The 19,254-nt window shown below is 40.6% G+C and carries 22 protein-coding genes; 1 reads left to right on the top strand and 21 read right to left on the bottom strand.

The window, feature by feature from the left end:
- Window positions 1-2: 2 nt before the first annotated feature.
- From CE058_RS08050 to CE058_RS07995, 12 genes are all read right to left on the bottom strand, one after another.
- Window positions 3-812 (bottom strand): heptaprenyl diphosphate synthase component 1, encoded by an 810-nt coding sequence (locus CE058_RS08050; protein WP_163141839.1) that lies wholly within the window; start codon window positions 810-812, stop codon window positions 3-5.
- 281 nt (window positions 813-1,093) lie between these two features.
- Entirely contained in the window at window positions 1,094-1,330 is a 237-nt protein-coding gene (mtrB, locus tag CE058_RS08045; RefSeq protein WP_048008168.1) for a trp RNA-binding attenuation protein MtrB, read from the bottom strand.
- Between the two features lie 120 nt (window positions 1,331-1,450).
- Window positions 1,451-2,017: a GTP cyclohydrolase I FolE gene (folE, locus tag CE058_RS08040; RefSeq protein WP_035330138.1), complete on the bottom strand. Its 567-nt coding sequence runs from the start codon at window positions 2,015-2,017 to the stop codon at window positions 1,451-1,453.
- Between the two features lie 221 nt (window positions 2,018-2,238).
- Window positions 2,239-2,511: a non-specific DNA-binding protein Hbs gene (gene hbs, locus CE058_RS08035; protein ID WP_009332755.1), complete on the bottom strand. Its 273-nt coding sequence runs from the start codon at window positions 2,509-2,511 to the stop codon at window positions 2,239-2,241.
- A gap of 642 nt (window positions 2,512-3,153) precedes the next feature.
- A complete protein-coding gene (spoIVA, locus tag CE058_RS08030) occupies window positions 3,154-4,632 on the bottom strand; it encodes a stage IV sporulation protein A (RefSeq protein ID WP_048008166.1) in 1,479 nt (492 codons plus the stop codon).
- 348 nt (window positions 4,633-4,980) lie between these two features.
- Complete coding sequence (locus CE058_RS08025) at window positions 4,981-5,694, bottom strand: hypothetical protein (protein ID WP_163141836.1); 714 nt, start codon at window positions 5,692-5,694, stop codon at window positions 4,981-4,983.
- 25 nt (window positions 5,695-5,719) lie between these two features.
- Entirely contained in the window at window positions 5,720-5,923 is a 204-nt protein-coding gene (locus CE058_RS08020) for a DUF2768 domain-containing protein (RefSeq protein ID WP_048008164.1), read from the bottom strand.
- A 244-nt stretch (window positions 5,924-6,167) separates the two neighbouring features.
- Window positions 6,168-7,229 (bottom strand): NAD(P)H-dependent glycerol-3-phosphate dehydrogenase, encoded by a 1,062-nt coding sequence (locus tag CE058_RS08015; RefSeq protein WP_163141833.1) that lies wholly within the window; start codon window positions 7,227-7,229, stop codon window positions 6,168-6,170.
- Between the two features lie 94 nt (window positions 7,230-7,323).
- Complete coding sequence (gene der, locus CE058_RS08010) at window positions 7,324-8,634, bottom strand: ribosome biogenesis GTPase Der (protein WP_163141830.1); 1,311 nt, start codon at window positions 8,632-8,634, stop codon at window positions 7,324-7,326.
- Window positions 8,635-8,874: 240 nt separating this feature from the next.
- Window positions 8,875-9,060, bottom strand: a complete 186-nt coding sequence (locus CE058_RS08005; RefSeq protein WP_048008161.1) for a capping complex subunit for YIEGIA — start codon at window positions 9,058-9,060, stop codon at window positions 8,875-8,877.
- A gap of 3 nt (window positions 9,061-9,063) precedes the next feature.
- A complete protein-coding gene (locus tag CE058_RS08000) occupies window positions 9,064-9,951 on the bottom strand; it encodes a YIEGIA family protein (RefSeq protein WP_048008160.1) in 888 nt (295 codons plus the stop codon).
- Window positions 9,948-10,556, bottom strand: a complete 609-nt coding sequence (locus tag CE058_RS07995; protein ID WP_163141827.1) for a YphA family membrane protein — start codon at window positions 10,554-10,556, stop codon at window positions 9,948-9,950. The genes CE058_RS08000 and CE058_RS07995 overlap by 4 nt, the downstream gene beginning before the upstream one ends.
- Window positions 10,557-10,702: 146 nt before the next feature.
- Between CE058_RS07995 and CE058_RS07990 the strand changes: the two genes are divergently transcribed.
- Window positions 10,703-10,846: a YpzI family protein gene (locus CE058_RS07990; protein WP_082138921.1), complete on the top strand. Its 144-nt coding sequence runs from the start codon at window positions 10,703-10,705 to the stop codon at window positions 10,844-10,846.
- Between the two features lie 70 nt (window positions 10,847-10,916).
- Here CE058_RS07990 and fni read toward each other — a convergent pair whose 3' ends face one another.
- From fni to prsW, 9 genes are all read right to left on the bottom strand, one after another.
- Entirely contained in the window at window positions 10,917-11,978 is a 1,062-nt protein-coding gene (gene fni, locus CE058_RS07985; protein WP_163141824.1) for a type 2 isopentenyl-diphosphate Delta-isomerase, read from the bottom strand.
- Between the two features lie 12 nt (window positions 11,979-11,990).
- Window positions 11,991-13,130: a 30S ribosomal protein S1 gene (rpsA, locus tag CE058_RS07980; protein WP_048008157.1), complete on the bottom strand. Its 1,140-nt coding sequence runs from the start codon at window positions 13,128-13,130 to the stop codon at window positions 11,991-11,993.
- 274 nt (window positions 13,131-13,404) lie between these two features.
- Window positions 13,405-13,986, bottom strand: coding sequence for a lysophospholipid acyltransferase family protein (locus CE058_RS07975; RefSeq protein WP_163141821.1), 582 nt, complete (start codon window positions 13,984-13,986; stop codon window positions 13,405-13,407).
- Window positions 13,983-14,663 carry a (d)CMP kinase gene (cmk, locus tag CE058_RS07970; protein WP_048008155.1) on the bottom strand — a complete coding sequence of 227 codons (681 nt, stop codon included), beginning with the start codon at window positions 14,661-14,663 and terminating at the stop codon, window positions 13,983-13,985. The genes CE058_RS07975 and cmk overlap by 4 nt, the downstream gene beginning before the upstream one ends.
- Before the next feature lie 168 nt (window positions 14,664-14,831).
- Window positions 14,832-15,017: a YpfB family protein gene (locus tag CE058_RS07965; protein ID WP_386852051.1), complete on the bottom strand. Its 186-nt coding sequence runs from the start codon at window positions 15,015-15,017 to the stop codon at window positions 14,832-14,834.
- Window positions 15,018-15,104: 87 nt separating this feature from the next.
- Window positions 15,105-15,764, bottom strand: a complete 660-nt coding sequence (locus tag CE058_RS07960) for a flagellar brake protein (protein ID WP_163141818.1) — start codon at window positions 15,762-15,764, stop codon at window positions 15,105-15,107.
- A gap of 409 nt (window positions 15,765-16,173) precedes the next feature.
- Window positions 16,174-17,523 (bottom strand): germination protein YpeB, encoded by a 1,350-nt coding sequence (gene ypeB / locus CE058_RS07955; RefSeq protein WP_048008152.1) that lies wholly within the window; start codon window positions 17,521-17,523, stop codon window positions 16,174-16,176.
- A 14-nt stretch (window positions 17,524-17,537) separates the two neighbouring features.
- On the bottom strand, window positions 17,538-18,374 hold the full coding sequence (gene sleB, locus CE058_RS07950; RefSeq protein ID WP_048008151.1) for a spore cortex-lytic enzyme: 837 nt from the start codon (window positions 18,372-18,374) through the stop codon (window positions 17,538-17,540).
- A gap of 118 nt (window positions 18,375-18,492) precedes the next feature.
- Window positions 18,493-19,182: a glutamic-type intramembrane protease PrsW gene (gene prsW, locus CE058_RS07945; protein ID WP_048008150.1), complete on the bottom strand. Its 690-nt coding sequence runs from the start codon at window positions 19,180-19,182 to the stop codon at window positions 18,493-18,495.
- Between the last annotated feature and the right edge of the window lie 72 nt (window positions 19,183-19,254).

Raw genomic sequence — 19,254 nt, 5'->3', positions numbered from 1 at the left:
TTTTATCCTTCTTCCACAAATGTTTTAGCCACAGACTGATTATTGTTGAAAATGCAGTGAATACGGTGCTCTAATAATTCATTTGCCATAGGAAATTTAAGCAGTGATTGATCGACAATATTCCTTGAAAAATCAATATACCTGTCGCAAATGAGAATTAAATATTTCCGCTGCTCAGCAGACATCTCTTTCACTTTTGGGAAAGTCAGCTTTTTAAGCGCTTCAAAAACAACTGAGGTGCCTTCCTTCATGAACTGCTGCTTCTCCATAATCAGGCGCTTAATGAATAAAAGATTGGATATTACGTCTTTCCATGCTGTTTTGCTGAATGCGTCAGCCAGCTTTTCAAAAAGTGACGCCTCAACCTTCCTGACTGAACTCATCAGAGTGTCTACCGCTTCAGGAGATTTCTGATATAGAGAAATTTTATGCTCATTTACATCTTTGATCCCATCTGCGAAGACCCTGATCATTTTGATATCATCAAGAGCTGCGAGAATCTTGTAATATAATCCGCTGTAATAAACACCAGCAAGGACAGTAAGCTGTCTATGTTTAAGACCTTTGTCTTCAGATTCATCGTTCTTAACAAGTTCGTGGGTATCAAGGGCGATTTGGATAAGCATTGCAGTTACTGCATATTTTTCTGCTATTGATTCAGGTATCTCCACATCATCGAGTAATGAGATAAAAAGCAGAAGCTTGTCTTCATCAATAACAGGTGAATCAATATACCTGAGCAGATAAGGGTGGTTAACTTTTTTTTCAATCTGTTCTTTCAAATCTGCTAATTTAATCTTCACATCATGCATGCCATCACCCTTGTTTCCCCTTAATTTTCTTTTCCCAACCGCTATTTCTCCATGTGAATACTGCGACAAAGAGAACGGATACAAAACGCCTTACACATTATTATCTATTTTTAGCCAATTCATTGTTTCCTATTAAATATAAAAAGGGCAAAAAAACCTTTTACCCGGTATCTTGTATTCAAGAGAATTAATCAAGCAGAGACAATTATATCATAAATGACAGGAACATGTCAGGACATTATCTTATGAAAATATTCTGCCCTTCTAATTCCAGGGGAAACCTATTTCTTAGCCTCACTTTCGAGTTCTCCATAGCTGGTCATGATCCTGGCATTCCCCCTGATCTTAATCGCAGAAGTATGCTCAGTAAATTGCGCAATCATGACTTCTCCCTGGTCAAGTTTTTCTGAATGGTGGAATCTTGTATCAGATCCTCTTGTTAACCCTATAACATTAACACCGTCTTCTTTTGCTTTAATCACAATATAATCGTTTCCTGATGGATTTTTCTTTTCCATTCATACCATCCTTTGCGAAATGTTGGTGATTGATAATTATTTACAAAAAAAGGCTAAAAGTTTTATCTTTCAGCCTTTGACCTGTTTATTGCCTAAACTCATTCATAAACAGAGTCCATATTATTGTTTTATCAGTGAAAGGACTTCTGCACGTGCTCTTGCATCCTCTGCAAATACGCCTCTTACTGCTGATGTCACCGTTTTTGAACCAGGCTTTTTAACTCCGCGCATTGTCATGCACATATGCTCTGCTTCCACAACAACCATCACACCATGCGGCTCAAGCTTTTCCAGGATCGAATTTGCTACAGTAGATGTAATGCGTTCCTGAAGCTGAGGACGCTTCGCAACTGCCTCTACAGCTCTGGCGAGTTTGCTTAAACCTGTTACTCTGCCATTCCGCGGGATGTAAGCTACATGGGCAACACCAAAGAAAGGCACAAGATGATGTTCACACATAGAATAGAACGGAATATCTTTAACCAAAACAAGTTCCTCATGGTCTTCGCCAAATACTGTTTCAAAGTATTCTTTAGGATCCTGGTTCAGTCCCATAAAAACTTCTTCATACATTTTAGCGACCCGCTTTGGTGTATCAAGAAGTCCTTCCCGATTTGGATCTTCACCGATTGCTTCCAATATTAAACGCACCGCATCTTCGATCTGGGCACGATTTACCTCTGCCATAATTATGCCTCCTATGTATTAACACTGTGGTAATAATATGTTCATATTAGCATAACCCCCTCATTCAGGCAAAACTGAAACTTCTTTCTATGAGTTCAAATAAAATATCTGGAACAGAGTGAATCCTCTGCTTTTTAAGAGCCAGTAACGCAAAAAAGAAAAAACCGCGAATATATCGCGGTTTTTAGCTCAAGCATAAGCTTTAAGCACTTGTATGTAGATTATTTAACTGCATCTTTAAGCGCTTTGCCTGGTTTGAAAGCAGGAACTTTGCTTGCAGCGATTTCGATTTCTTCGCCAGTTTGCGGGTTGCGTCCTTTGCGGGCAGCACGTTCGCGAACTTCAAAGTTTCCGAAACCGATTAGTTGTACCTTATCACCATTTTTCAAAGCATCAAGGATTGTATCGAAAACAGCATCAACTGCTTTAGTCGCGTCTTTTTTAGAAAGTTCGCCAGCCTCAGCAACTGCGTTAATTAGTTCTGTTTTGTTCATGCCTTTCACCTCCTCCCAAATATGGATAAAACCCAGTAAAATAAGATTCCTTACATACATTTGTAAACAAAATTACTGAATTCTATACGTTATGGCGTGTTTTTGTTTAACAAGCCTTATATTAAATGATAAATTGAAATTTTTCAATCAAAAAATCATTATAAACCCTTTTAAAATAAGGGTTTGGCCGCCATAACGGTAATTCTGTTAAAAGATTATCACAATCAAATGCTGTTATCAAGAATATTTCATGATTTAATGGGAATCTTTTCTTATCTGCAACATATTTGTAATACGCTGACCTCGTTTAATTACCCTTAGCATACGGGTTGAAACATATTTTTTCAATTTTCAAGGTTTGCCATTTCCTTTAAGGAGGTCTGGGTTCTGACTTTGAACATTGGATTTTAGCTTTTTGTGTCCGAAGTTGCCACGGGTTCTGACTCTGAGCACTGGATTTTCTCCTCCTGTGTCCGAAGATGGCCCAGGTTCTGACTCTGGGCACTGGATTTTCTCCTCCTCTGTCCGAAGTTGCCACAGGTTCTGACTCTGAGCACTTGATTTTCTCCTCCTGTGTCCGAAGTTAGCCCGGTTCCGGCTCATTTCGCCGGCAATAAAAAAAGACTCCAAAAGGAGCCTTCATTAAAGGATTATCGCAATTAATCCGCCAGAGCCTTCGTTGATGATTCTTTCTAAAGTCTCTTTGAGCTTATATCTTGCATTTTCAGGCATTAGTGACAATTTTGCCTGGATTCCTTCTCTTACGATGGAGCTGAGGCTGCGTCCAAAGATGTCGGAGTTCCAGATTGAAAGCGGATCATCTTCAAAGTCCTGCATCAGGTACCGGACGAGTTCTTCGCTTTGCTTTTCTGTTCCGATGATAGGAGAGAACTCAGATTCCACATCTACTTTAATCATATGAATGGATGGAGCAACAGCCTTAAGCCTTACACCAAAGCGTGATCCATGGCGTGTAATTTCCGGTTCATCGAGGCTCATATCAGCCAGTGAAGGGGCTGCAATGCCGTAGCCGGTTTGCTTCACCATTCTCAGCGCATCGGAAATTTGGTCATACTCTGCTTTAGCATGGGCAAATTCCTGCATCAGCTCGAGCAAGTGGTCTTTTCCGCGGATTTCAACGCCCACTATCTCTTTAAGGACCTCATCGTAAAGATCGTCCGGCGCATATAAGTCAATTTCGGCTACTCCCTGCCCCATCTCAATTCCTGCAAGGCCTGCCCGGTCAATGAATTCAAAGTCGCTGAACTGATGGACCACACGGTCAACATCTCTTAGCCTCTTAATATCCTTAACCGTTTCTTTAACTGCTTCCTGATAGCTTTCACGAAGCCAGTGATCTTCATGCAGCACCATAACCCAGCTTGGAAGATTTACATTCACTTCCAGTACCGGGAACTCATAAAGAGCTTCACGCATAACATTTAATACATCTGATTCTCTCATGCCCTCTACGCTCATAGCCAGGACAGGGATATCATATTTTTCAGCAAGATCATTTCTGAGGGCATCCGTATTTGGGTGGTGAGGCTGGACGCTGTTTATGATCATGATAAACGGCTTGCCAACTTCCTTTAACTCCTCAATAACTCTTTCTTCAGCCTCAATATAGTTTGCACGCGGTATCTCCCCAATTGTTCCGTCTGTTGTAATCACCACTCCGATTGTGGAATGCTCCTGAATCACCTTTCTTGTTCCTATTTCAGCAGCTTCGTGAAAAGGAATCGGCTCTTCATACCATGGTGTATTGATCATTCTCGGGCCGTTTTCGTCTTCATAGCCCTTCGCCCCCGGTACTGTATATCCCACACAATCCACAAGCCTGATATTTACATTCAGCCCTTCCGCTACATGAACTGTAGCAGCCTGGTTAGGAACAAATTTCGGTTCTGTGGTCATAATTGTTTTGCCGGCAGCACTTTGCGGAAGCTCATCCTGTGTGCGGGCACGTTCTGCTTCGTTCTCCATATTTGGCAGTACAACCAATTCCATGAACTTTTTTATAAATGTAGATTTGCCGGTGCGAACTGCGCCAACTACTCCGAAATATATATCGCCGCCAGTTCTTTCGGCAATATCTTTAAAAATATCAACCTTTTCCAAGTGATCCCCTCCTGAAATCTTGAGTTAATGGGATAATATTATCCTATCTATTATGTTTGGACATTATATGTGTATGATGTTGTCCTACATTGTTATGACAGTTTTTTTCTTTTTTACCCCCCTATCAGGAAAGTGCACTGCACCTGTCAATCGAGCTGGAAATCTCCAATCCTATGACAGTCTGGAATGGACAGCAGGCCATTCCAAATTTCCTTTTTATTTTCAAACTCCCCTGCTCCTTTATTTCTTTGCCTTTATGCTTTTAGTCATTAGTTGAAGAGTGGTTATAAAAATAAATAAAAAAATAACCCTTCTCCTACAATATATTTTGAAGGAGAAGGGTTATGACTATTTCACCAAAAAGATTGGATCATTTGTGCCGGGCTCAATTGTATAAGGCAGTGAATAGGCGGGAACAAAATCAGAATCCTCCACAAGAAGATTTCTAATATCCTTTCCAGGTTCAGGTTTATTCTCCTTATTCTCCAATGCCTTATACAAATCAACCCGATAATCTACATATACCTCAGCATTGCCGGTTACGACATATGGAAGGCTCTGGCCGCTATAAGGACTGAGGGCTTTTGGCTCTTCCTTAAATCCTAATTTGTTAAAATCCATTGTATAAACATTTTCAGCAATTTGCTCTTTATATGGCGGGAATCCATGTGCCTTAACCCTCAGGTTAATATCCCGGATTGTTTCAGCAATTCTCAAATCAAAAATTTTCACTTTTGGATCTGTTTCTGCGTCAACAATCACATATTGAAAAACTCCGCCGGATTCAAAGGCATTTCCAGGCGGTTCTGCCATGTATTCAGGAGCAATTTTTTTGAAGTCAATTGGATATTTTTGATAGATAGGGGTTGTCTGGCCCTTGGTTTTAATTGGAAGGAGACCTCCATTCGCTTCCCTATATTGATCCACTGCAGACTGTACTGACTGAATCTGATCCTTATAGGCTATCTGGTTTTGAGATAATTTCTCTTCAGGGTACATACAGCCTGTCAGAATCAAAGCAAAGCTTAGTAAAAGCAAAAACATGTTAAAAGCTTTTTTCATGTAATCAACCCTTTATGTAAAAGTGCTAGCTGCTTGTCGGACCGCTGAACACGACAATCACTATAATAATTCCGCTTATTATCATTAAAAAGTAGGCAACGATAGCTGTTATAAACTTAAAAACTCCAGCTTTCAGCTTGTATCGGCTAAGATAAATCAATATTATAGATAAAAACATGAATCCCATAGAAGCAAGGGAAATCCACATTTTCATTAAAGCCGGCGACATACAAATCAACTCCCTTTTCCGAAATGTATTATACCATATTAAATGGATAAATCTAAAAACTTTTCATCACGAAAAAAATGAAGACAAAAAAAACTGAGGCAAAGAAGGGGCAATTCTTTACCTCAGCCATTTGACTAAATAACCCAGCACCCTGTTCATTACACTAGTTTGCTTCGTTGCATTGTATGCAGGAACCTGCTGTCTCGCATCATCTAATGCCTATATTTTTAAATTTATATAGATATTAGATTTTTTTATTCCCGCTTTGATCTTCCAAAACGTTCGCAAGATCTTCCATCTCATGTGTTTTCCCTCTTGCCATCAGAAGATCAACAGCATCCTTCGCATTAACATTATTAAAAAGGACATCATACAGAACAGTGGTAATAGGCATTTTGACGTCATATTTTTGAGCAAGCTGATGCGCCGCTTTTGTTGTTCTGACACCCTCTACGACCATGCCCATATTATCCAGAACTTCCTGCAGATTATGTCCCTTTCCAAGAAGGTTACCTGCTCTCCAATTGCGTGAATGGACGGAAGTACATGTAACGATCAAATCCCCGATACCCGCTAATCCGGAGAAAGTAAGCGGACTTGCCCCCATCTTCAACCCGAGACGGGCAATTTCAGCAAGACCTCTCGTTATCAGAGCTGCCTTTGCATTGTCTCCATAACCTAAGCCATCTGTAATTCCGGCAGCAAGGGCAATGATATTTTTCAAAGCACCGCCAATTTCCACTCCAATGATATCAGGGTTGGTATATACTCTGAAGTTGTTATTGATAAACAAATCCTGAATTTTTTCGGCAGCGTCCATATTTTTTGATGATACCGTAACAGTTGTCGGATGTCTGAGACTAACTTCTTCTGCATGGCTTGGGCCTGATAGCACAACTACACTGTCCAGAAGGTCTCCGTGCATTTCCTCTTCAATCATTTCAGATATCCTGAGAAGTGAATCAGGTTCAATTCCTTTACTTACATGTACAATGGTTAGGGGCTCTCTTCTAATTCCCTTGATCTTCCCCACTACTTCACGAATGGCCTTTGTCGGAACTGCCAAAATCAGCGTGTCTGTTCCGGTTAAAGCCTCTTCAAGTGATGTATATCCTTTTATTTCTGCAGGCAGCTGTATCCCTGATAAATATTTTTGATTAGTATGGTGCTTATTAATTTCCTCTATCTGATCAGGATTATGGCCCCACAGTCTGACATCATGCCCATTATCTGCAAGCACCATCGCCAGGGCAGTACCCCAGCTGCCGGCACCAGCTACAGCAACGCTTTCTTTTTTTCGCTCCATTTGATCACTGCCTTTTAATGTATTTGATGCATCAAAAATTCATCCGATTCTGCAGCCAGACACATTATAAAGCTATCCGGCCGGAGTCATCGCATTATTTTCTTTCCCTTGCAAATATCTTAATAGGTGTGCCTTCAAAACCAAAAGCGTCCCTGATTCGGTTTTCCAGGAACCGTTCATATGAAAAATGAAGAAGTTCAGGATCATTGACAAACACAACAAATGTCGGCGGCTTCACAGCAACCTGTGTGGTGTAATAAATTCTGAGGCGTCTTCCTTTATCTGTTGGCGTAGGATTCATTGCAACAGCATCCATGACAACATCATTCAAGACGCTTGTTTCAACACGCAAAGAATGATTTTCACTGGCTGTGTTAATCATTGGAATAAGTGTATGAATACGCTTTTTAGTTTTGGCAGAAAGGAAAACAACAGGTGCATAATCCAGGAATTGAAAATGCTCACGGATATTATGTTCAAATGCCTTCATTGTTTTCTCATCTTTTTCAACAGCATCCCACTTATTGACAACGATAACAACAGCTCTGCCTGCTTCATGAGCATAACCGGCTATGCGCTTGTCCTGTTCAATGATTCCTTCTTCCCCATCAATGACCACCAGGACAACATCGGAACGTTCAATTGCCCTCAAAGCTCTTAGTACACTATATTTTTCTGTTGTTTCATATACTTTCCCTTTTTTTCGCATACCCGCAGTATCAATGATGACATATTCCTGTCCATCCACTTTTACCTTCGAGTCGATTGCATCTCTTGTGGTGCCTGCAATATTGCTGACAATGACCCGTTCTTCGCCAAGCATTGCATTTACAAGGGAGGATTTCCCGACATTCGGGCGGCCAATTAATGAAAACTTAATGACATCTTCTCCATATTCACTTTGGCCATGTTTTGGGAAATGCTTAGCAGCTTCATCAAGCAAGTCTCCAAGACCAAGACCATGGGAACCTGAAATCGGAAACGGCTCACCAAAGCCAAGTGCATAAAAGTCATAAATCAAATCCCGCATCTCAGGGTTATCGATTTTATTCACACCCAGAACTACAGGCTTTTTGGCTTTATATAAAATTTTCGCAACTTCCTCATCTGCGCTTGTGACACCCTCTCTTCCGTTCACAAGAAAGACAATGACATCTGCTTCATCTATCGCAATTTCTGCCTGAAGACGAATTTGCTCTAAAAATGGCTCGTCCCCAATATCAATTCCGCCTGTATCAATAATATTAAAATCATGAGTCAGCCATTCTGCAGAACTATAAATTCTGTCCCTGGTCACTCCCGGAATATCTTCGACAATTGATATCCGTTCTCCTACAATTCTGTTAAATATCGTTGATTTTCCAACGTTAGGACGCCCGACAATAGCCAAAACTGGTTTTGCCATGAACATCACCCTTTCGATTCTTTATTCTTAAATTGTTAAACTTTGCGTCTATGATCCATTTAGGACTTTTACTTAAAGTAAGCATACAGATGGCTGTCCACAATAACACTACATTGATGTTAAAACCATCCAAAACGCTTTACATTTATAAAATAAACCCTTCTCAAAGATAGAAGGGTCTAACTTAGATATTTTAACAAAGAGAAACCTTCACGGCAATGAAAAACTTGGAAACCTCCCTTAATGCTTAACAATTACATATAGTTCTTCTGTTAAGGCATGGGCAATTCCGTCTAGAATTGCTTCAAGATTGGCTGCGATGATTTCCATTTCTTTTTTATCTTCACAATGAAAAACGGCTGTTCCTGAAGGTATTTTGGATGGATTTGTTGTAATTGCAGCAAGTATGTATTTTTCAAGCACCATACACTAACTTCCTTTCCCGTTCGTTTGCCGTTCAGTAGGCATCCTAATCGCATTTTCGAGTGTCGGGACTGCTTCGATGACTTTTAGGGCTTTATTAATATCCTTTTCCTGGGGCAAGACAAATACCCCTACACGCCCATCATCCAGATCCCTTTTCGCCAGAGGAACAAGCGCAGGAGTCCCGGAATCCCGGTAAACACCCAAAGCTGTAGAAACATCATGCAATATAGCCTGCCTCTGTCCCAGATTAGCAATAGTGGATCGGGCATTGAAATTTTTTGGATTTAAAATAAACCCCATGCCATATCGGAGCACTTCTGCTTGCCTTTCAGGCAAGCCAATATTCATAATGTAAATATTGTCCACATACAAGCCTGCTCCATCAAAACGCGGTTCCACAAACTCAACATCAACAATATCCTTCAGCCTGCCACCCGACATTAATTTCGTGGAAATCAGTAAGGCAAGAACCGCTGCCGCAAGTCCTCCCCATATATTAAATAGCAGATAGCCTAGAGTACTAAGCAATGATGTGAAGATTACAAGATAATTCCTGCTTTCAAAGGCTATTGCTACACCTTCTATATATGTTTTGCCTCTTGGAACCATTTCATAGCTGTCCAGCTCAGTAAGTGTGTTTCTCTCCATATTTCTGACTTCTCTAAACTGGGATGCTGCAAGAGTCAGAAAGGTGATGGCTGTGAAGTCTTCCTCCATAATTGAAGGAATTGCTACCGTTCCCAGGCCTGCAGCAATGAATCCCAGTGCAACGTGTATAATTTTCCCATGCAAATATGTAGGATATTGCCGGTAATCGGTCCGAAGCATATAAATACGGGTCAAGGTTCCTGTTGCCAGACCAAAAAGGATCGGGTACGTGTATTCACTCATGATAATTTTTGTTTCTCCCTTTCAAAATGTTTAAAGTTCGCTTCAATATATTTGACCGTCCAATGCACTGCAATCCATAAAGAAGATATGGAAATTGAAATGGCCATGATATCCAAAAAGGCCAATGATCCAATCGTATACGGAAAGGAAAATGATTTAAGGATAAATGCATACAAAAATTCTCCCTGAATGCCTCCGAGCAATATTAACGGCAGCCTGAGCATTCTGTTTTTTTGCAGGAGTACAGCCATATAAACCATAAGGACTGAAAGCATCCATTCCCGGGAGAAAATCACCCAAACAGGATCAAACAGTTCAAAAAGGTGAAAAGTGACATAGGCCATCATCAGGATGAATGTGCAAAAAAGGAAATAAAGTCTGCTCAGTTTTTTTAGTCTCCCGGCAAAAACATATAGTGATGCAAGCAGAAAAAGTACAGCAATACCAATTTCAAAATTAAGGATATTAACTGTCAGGGGTGACATGATCACTAAGCATAAGATCCAGGCAGACAATAAAAACCTGTATTTGTTAGTTCGAGCCATAAAAAACGTCGCCATAATCCAAACCATCCAGGAAATCCAATAAAAAATTAACCCTTCCATCCTCTACCTCCTATCATTTCCATTATGGCTACTTCGTATGTAAATTAACCCTGTAAGTTCAAAAGCTGCGTCTATGGAATCCCAGTTGCCTTTTTTGCATAATTCTCTTCCGCTCACTTCATCTTAATAACATGGAGGTGTTAAATATGGGCAAAGACAGACAGGAAAAAAAGCTGAAAAATAGCGGAAAAGTGGAGTCCGATCGCGACCAGGCACTTCATTATCCTGGAGCTTCCAAGATGCAGAGTCCCGAAGAAGCCAGATCTCTGAATGATTCGAAATACAGTTAAGAAAAGCTGCTGCGCCTTGCTATGCACTGCAGCCATAATGAAAAAAATAGCTCTCGTCAAATGACGAGAGCTATTTTTGGGTGGTCCGTCTGGAATATGCTTTTGTATCAATTCCACGTTCATTCAGCCAATGGTGGGTTCTTCCAGATATGATAATCGGAGACTGCTGGAGTTCCGCTATGTTTTTTGCCCCCAAGGCAGTCATGATCATCTTCAATTCAGAATGAATACTGTTAATCTCTTCGATAAGTGCCTCAAGTCCTTCTTTCATCAGAACCTTTAAAAAGAATCCCGCCATCCCGGCAGCTCCTGCACCAAGCGCAACTGCCTTTGCTATATCATGACTTGTCTGAATTCCCCCGGAAGCAATGACAGCAACGCCTGCTTTTAAAGATGCAGCTTCTGCGATGGAGACAGCTGTCGGTATTCCCCATTCATCGAAAAACGTTAACAGTCTATCTCTTCTTGCATTTTCAATACGGGAGAAATTTGTTCCTCCAAATCCGCCGATATCAATGGCTGTAACACCGATAGATGAAAGCATTGAAGCTGCTTCTTTATTTATGCCAAACCCTACTTCTTTTACTACTACTGGGACTTCGGAATGGGCGACGATATTTTCAATTCTCTTTAATGCACCGCGAAAATCACGGTCCCCTTCCGGCATGGTCAATTCCTGTACAGCATTTAAATGAATTTGCAGTGCATCTGCTTCAATCATATCAACTGCTGCTTTTGCCTGATCGATTGTAGCTTCACTTCCTAAGTTGCCAAAAATAATCCCTCGGGGGTTTTCTCGTCTGACAACCCTGTAGGATTCTGCTTCACTTGGATCCTTAAGTGCAGACATCTGAGACCCTACTGCCATAGCAAGGCCTGTTGATTTGGCAGCCAAGGCGAGATCACGGTTAATTTGAACCGTTCTTTCTCCTCCGCCTCCTGTCATGGCATTTATAAAAATTGGCGAACTTAATGAAAGTTCGCCAATTGAAGTGCCTAAATCTGCCTGATCAAGAAACGCATCAGGAAGGCTTTGATGTACAAAAGCAACATCCGCTAAACCGGTATTGCTGCTCTGGCCTGTTGCTAAAGCATGCTGTATATGATCCCATTTACGTTTTGATCTGGACACAATTTATCACCATTACTTTTTTAAATTCTTTAGCTGGTCGCCAATCATATCACCAAGCGAGAAGCCTTTTGTTTCTTCAGGAAGTTCATAGTCAGTCACTTCTTCCTGCTCTTTTTCAAGAAGATCTTTGATGCTCAATGACAAACGCTGATCCTGTTCGTTCACATCAAGAACCTTCACTTTCACTTCCTGTCCTTCGCTTAGAACTTCATGTGGAGTTCCGATGTGCTTATGAGCAATTTGAGAAATATGGACAAGTCCTTCAACACCCGGGAAAACTTCAACAAATGCTCCGTATGAAACAAGCCTTCTTACTGTTCCATCAAGTGTGCTGCCTTTAGGAGCCTTTTCGCTGATATTATCCCATGGTCCAGGCAGAGTCTCCTTAATGGATAGTGAAATGCGTTCATTGTCGCGGTCAACGCTTAATACTTTCACTTTCACTTTTTGGCCTTCCTCGACAACATCTGAAGGCTTTTCCACATGCTCATAGGAAAGCTGGGAAATATGAACAAGTCCATCTATTCCGCCGATATCAACAAATGCTCCAAAGTCAGTAATTCTTTGAACTGTTCCATCCAGGACCTGGCCTGCCTGAAGGGACTCCAGCACTTGATGTTTCTGCTTGCCTTTTTCTTCCTCTATTACAGCACGATGGGAAAGAATCAGACGATTTTTATCTTTATCAAGCTCAACAATTTTAAATGTCATCGTTTTGCCTTTATAATCAGTAAAATCTTCAACAAAATGAGCTTCAACCAGGGAAGCAGGAACAAATCCGCGGACACCCAGGTCTACTACTAATCCGCCTTTAACTACATCTTTTATTTCTGCTTCAAAAACTTCACCCTCATTGAATTTCTTTTCGAGAGTTTCCCATGACTTACTGGCATCAACTTTACGCTTTGAAAGAATAAGAGCATCTTCCTCGACTTTTAAAACCTCAAGCTCGAGTTGATCTCCTTCTGATACCGCATCGCCAGCTTTTTCAATGTGCAGGCTTGAAAGCTCGCTGATCGGGATAATCCCGTCCAGTTTGCTGTCAGCAAGATCAACAATGACTTGCTTTTCTTCAACCTTGGTAACTTGGCCTTTCACCTTGTCACCCACCTCAAAATTCTTAACTTCTACTTGATTCATTTCCTCTGACATATGTATTCCTCCTTAATCCAATGGCTGCTTTCAAATTTTTAATCTGTATTCAACTGCCTGCCATCCAGGCAAGAACCCTGTGTCAGCAGCAGAAATACTCGAATGGCTATTTATTTTGCAGGCTTTTTTTCAACTGTTGTTGAATGTCTCTTTCTGCCCTCATATAAAAATTGTTCAGTAAAGGACAGCCTAATTTTTCGAATATTTTCGCCTTTTTAAAAAATGCCTTTTTACTAACTTCTTACAAAAGAAGTTTTTTGTCAAGCAAGAAGGTCTATGAGTAATCTTCAATTAATTTACGTATTTCTGACATAATCAATTCGGTGGTTTCCTCTGCCGAAGCCTTTCTTTCTCTTAGCTCTTTCATATCAATTGGTTTTCCATAAACAACTTTTAATTTTGAAAAAGCTTTATAGGGGCCAATGATGGCGCAGGGAACGACATGCGCTTCTGACCTGAGAGCAAAAAAGCCTGCACCCGCCAGTCCTTTCCCCAGCTGCCCCGTTTTACTTCTAGTACCCTCTGGAAAAAGCCCTAAAACATTTCCTTCTTTTAAGATTCCAAGCCCTTTTCTTAATGCCTCCCTGTCACTCATTCCTCTCTTGACAGGAAATGCGTTTAGATCGGGAAGAATTTTCCCCAGAACCGGTACATTAAAAAGCTCTTCTTTGGCCATAAAATAAACTGACCTTGGAGCATTAATGCCGACTACCGGAGGATCAAGATTATCTATATGATTAGAGCAAAGAAGAACTCCGCCTTCTTTCGGAAAGTTCTCCTTTCCGAATACTTCAAATCTGTAAATGGGTTTTAGGACTCCATAAACCGCTGCTTTGGCAAAAGAATAGAGATTCACTTTGAACCAATCCTTTCAATAGCCAGATCCATTATCTTATCGACTACCTGTCCAATTGACAAAGAAGTTGTATCAATCTCTTTTGCATCATCTGCTTTCTTTAATGGAGCTACTTCACGTTCAGAGTCCAATTTGTCCCTTAAAGAAATTTCTTCCTTCAGCTTTTCAAGATCAGATGGATATCCCTTCTGGATATTTTCGTTATGTCGCCTTACAGCTCTTTCATCGACAGAGGCTAAAAGAAAAATCTTTACTTCTGCTTGGGGCAGGACATGGGTTCCAATATCCCGTCCATCCATTACCACTCCTCCATTTAAAGCAAAGCTTTGCTGGCGCGAAACCATTTCTTCCCTAACCAGCCTATGCATCGAGACAACGGAAACAGAATTTGTCACTTCGGAAGTCCTGATTTCATTTGTCACATCCTGGCCGTCAAGATGAATTAATTGCCCTTTTTCGCCTGGCTGCAGTTCAATAACTGTATTGTTTAAAATCTCCATAAGAGAGGCTTCATCTTCGAGGTTTGCATTTTTCTGAATTGCTTTATAAGTCAAGGCTCGATACATGGCACCAGTATCAATATATATGTAAGATAATTTCTCCGCCACGATCTTTGCTACTGTACTTTTCCCTGCAGCAGCTGGGCCGTCAATTGCGATTGATATACGTTTACTCATAGTTCCTCCTGTGTAACCCTGGCCGCTTTTTCCCCAGGTTCATTCCGCTTTTATTTTAACATAATAAGTCTGCTTCAGTGCATAAATAAGCTGTATTTTAAGTCTTACAAATTTTCAAAAGCAGTCTCAAAAAAATCTCACCACAAAAAATAAGCAGGCGCCTGCCTGCTAATTATTTTTCCTGAAAGTTTCAAGCAGCTCAGTAAAATTCTGATCTGTGACACCTTCATACTGTGTCAGCTGCTTTAATTCGGGAAAAGCATCCATATGATGAAAAAAAAATTGAGTGATCAGCAGGAAAACAAATTGCACTATTATTAATTTAAGAATAATCCTCTCCACTGTTTTCATCATTGCCATCTCTCCAACCGGAAATATAAAATCAAGTCAATAGACTTCACCATCTATTATGAGAGATGAATATAAAAATTATTCCTTTCTTCATATTTCCAGGCCTTTTTTCTTCATGGCCAATTGCCTTTCGAAACAAAAGCGCAGAAGCAATTGCCTGTCCTGCGGGCTTACCTCCATAAACTGAATAGAAATAAGCGATTTACCATTTCGGGGTTCAGAGACTCTTATTACCTTACTTTTAAGCTTCAAATAATAATTGACACCGTTTTGCATGGCTAATACGAAATAAGTAAATATTTGCATATTGGCTTTTAAGGAACTATCCATCTTAGCAATGATCGCAGCCCCGCCTGCACTAATATCATCCGTAACGGACACCAAAGGAGAGAACTCATTATTTTCCGCATGGATTGCAACATCAACAGGAGTTTCTACCCGGACAAACTGCCGTCTTTGAATTTTCACTAAATGTTCATCCCCGGGATATGATAAAATCATCATCGGGATTTTTTGCTTAACTCTTCCAAGAACCTCGCTTTCGAAAAGATATACCGTTCCATCATCAGCCAAAAAGGTAGCCTTCAGCTGTGTACCATCAACCAGAAATGCAGTTTTATTCGTTTCCTGATTTATTGGATAATCAATATATAAGTTATTTCCTTCTCTTTCGGCAAGCTTGCATTTATACTTCTCAGGTTTTTCAGAGTACGTCAATTCGAGCATCAATGCTTCACCAATATTTATCATACTTCCACACTTCCCCATAATAAAAGGATAATCTTGTCATTTAATTATGAACGCTATATAAGAATCCTGCAATAACATTTTTATTTCCTTTAGGCAAAAAGACCCAAACACTCTGAATAAATTGCTGTTCTTTAATGCTGTCCGTTGATTTCCGCTCCAGGCTGCTCAGCGAACCGCGGGGCGGGCGGTGAGCCTCCTCGACGCTCTGCGTCTGCGGGGTCTCACCTGTCCCGCTACTCCCGCAGGACATTGAATAAGCTTCATTGGTTAAACACCGCACGAAGAAAATTCGAATGCATTTTCGAGGATCTCGCACCTTCCGCTCCAATCAAATCAGTGAATAATATACAAAAAGCAACAAACCTTCGAAAATAGCCAAACAAAAAAAAGAAAGCCTATCCGGCTTTCTTTACACTACATCTTCAAATATTGGTTCTGCATTCTTAAGCTTTTCTACTTTTTCTTCCTGTCCAGTTTCTGCATTTATATAAATCCTGTAAGTATCTTCACCCAATGTGCCCATAAATTCATAACAGGAAACTTCCTGATTCAAATCGTTAATGATTATTGCACGCCTGTCTTCCATGACCTTCAGCTGCGGATTCACCTTGGATCTTGCCTCTTCTGAAGTAATCGCAGGCTCAGGGATTTCTCGCTGGTGATGAGATTTTAAATAATCTTCGGCAGAAAAAGCAGTCATCCTGCCATTGTCAAGCGCAATTTTCACACGGATGGAGTCCGGATAAATTCTTACACCATCCTGGTTCGACACGAAGGTGAATACCCCTAAATTGTCATATTGGGCACTCTCGAATAAATCCAGGTCTTTAAAGCCATTGTCCTTAAGAAATTTAACTGCATTATTGCTTGCCTCATTAAGACTTACTTTTTGTTTCGCCACTTTCCGGTCGAGGATAAACCAGATTGGATAGCCGCCTTTTTTGGTAATATCCATGTTTGCTTCTTCATTTGTTTTCTCGTTTAGGATACTCACACTGAAAAACCCGTAATCAGATCCCTTGCCGTTTTCCGTTACTCTGATATTCACATTCTTTCCCAAACCTGCATAACGCTGGCCAATACGTGCAGCTTCTTTTTCTGTTATTTCTTTGCCATTCAGATATTTGTAGTTTTCATCTTTTTTCTGCATATTTACAAATGCAGGCCCAAAGTCTGTCTCTCCATAGCCTTCAACTGTTTTTTCCACTGTCTTAAAGCCGTCTATGATTGTATTATCTGCAGGTTCTTTATTGGACGCGAGAGCCATTTCCACATCCATCCATCTTAAGTTCTTTTCAAGAACCATATGCTGTACTTTACGTAAATCCTGCTGAACATCCGCAGATTGCTTATAAAGCTGTTTGAGCGTTTGGTATTCCTTCTCAGATAATGGCTCCTTCTCTAAATCTCTTACTGCTGTCCGATAACTGAAATCTCCAATATTGGATAGAAATTCTTCGGTTTTATTGAAAGGAAGAAGTGTTAGAGGCAGCTGGCCCACATCCGAGTGGGCTTCTGAAGTCAATCTCCATACTTCTGCCAATTCAGGTGATAGCGAAGTTCTCGAATTCATCGCTAAAGTTGTTCCGATTTTGTCATGCAATAGGTCGACTTGATAAGTTAAATCATGAAATGCTCTTTGATAATTATTTTCAGCATTAATGAGGATTGCATTTTTCTCCCGGTGTTCCTGATAACCCCAAAACGCTGTACCGGCAACACCCAGCGCAAGTACTCCAATAAGAATTCCTCTAAGCATGATTATTCACCCCTCTATTTACAGAATATATGTTTTCCAATCCGCTTGATTTGCGGCCGTGTCCAAATCCATCCGCTTGTAGCGGTATCCGGATTAAAATAATACAGCGCCTCTCCTGTCGGATCCCATCCATTAATCGCATCCAGTACTGCTTTTTTTGCCGTATCATTCGGCGTTAGCCATATCTGTCCATCGGCAACGGCAGTAAAAGCACGAGGCTCAAAAATGACACCAGAAACAGTGTTTGGGAATGAAGCACTGTTTACACGGTTTAAGATAACTGCAGCAACTGCCACCTGGCCTGTATACGGTTCCCCTCTTGACTCTCCATAGACTGCATTGGCCATTAGCTGAATATCATTTTCCGAGAATCCATTAGGGACATTTGAAGCAGTGGGCTGTTTGGGAGCTTCCTGCTGCTGTGCTGTTCCCCCCGTTGACCCTTGCTGAGGCTTAGTCTGCTTTTCAGTTTCCACCCCGCCATAATGGGTGAATTTATTGCCCTTATTGATTTGTTCTTTCACATATTGTTCATTATATTTAGATGCTTTCACGAGCTTGTTTTTTGTTTCCTGGCCGGCAAGCCCGTCAATGGGAAGTCCAAATTCATATTGGAAGTTCCTAAGTGCCCAATAGGTTCCCCACCCAAAGACTCCATCGATCTTCCCGTTGTAAAAGCCTAAATACTGCAGACGGGATTGAAGTTCTATTACATCGTTACCTACAGCCCCGTGCTGAATCACCTGATTTGAAAAGGCATTGGCTTTTTCCATATTCCCGCTCAATGGAATTCCCAGAACACAAAGGGAGATTATGAGTAACACCTTTCCTGCCATAAATTTCTTTTTCATGGATTATAACCTCCAAAAGTCAATCTTTTATCATTGACCCTATTTTTTGTAGTCTCTGGCTTTTTATTCAATAACTTGAATCATTTATTAAGGCTGCCGGCAAATAAAAAACCCTCCATCAGGAATGGAGAGTTTTCTGTATATCAATTTGATTATTCACATGCTTTACGCTATGAGCCCTTGCTTTTTTAACTTTTCTTAAGCCCAGCCACCAAAGGAAGATCATAAATGGAAACATGATAAAAATCCAATGCTTAAGGGAAATAAGGATATAGTCGTAAATACCGTGAAGGAGAAAAGGTATAAGAAGTGAAAAGGCTATCCATTTTTTTGTAGATGTTGCCGAGAATTTTCCTTTTCCTATATAATAGCCCATGATAACACCGAAGAGAGCATGACTGGAAACCGGGAGCAAGGCCCTCCCAAGTGCGTGTTCCACACCTAGCCCGATGAGATAGAAGATATTTTCTGCAGTAGCAAAGCCGAGTGATACCGAGGCACCATACACAATTCCATCATATGGTTCATCAAAGGTTATATGCTGATAAATAGTATAGAATAATATAAACCATTTAAAGAACTCTTCCAGCATGCTTGATGATAGAAATGCATCCGCTAAACTGGACTGCAGCACCCCTTCAGTTTCTAAAACATATTGGATGAACATGATAGGGAACACAAGCAAAGCACCAAATAAAAAAGTTTTAAAAACCATTGAGATAGGTTCTGACTCATATTGATCTTTTAAATAAAAATAACTTAATAGTGCCAGTCCCGGCGCGATGCCAGCGGATAATATTCCCAGCATGAGCTGTCCTCTTTTCAATCTGTTTTCTTAATCGTATCATGATATAGTAAGAATTAAAATGATTATTCAAAT

Source organism: Bacillus sp. 22-7, assembly GCF_010628845.1.
Lineage (GTDB): Bacteria > Bacillota > Bacilli > Bacillales > Cytobacillaceae > Cytobacillus > Cytobacillus firmus_B.
This window is presented reverse-complemented; position numbering and strand designations above follow the sequence as displayed.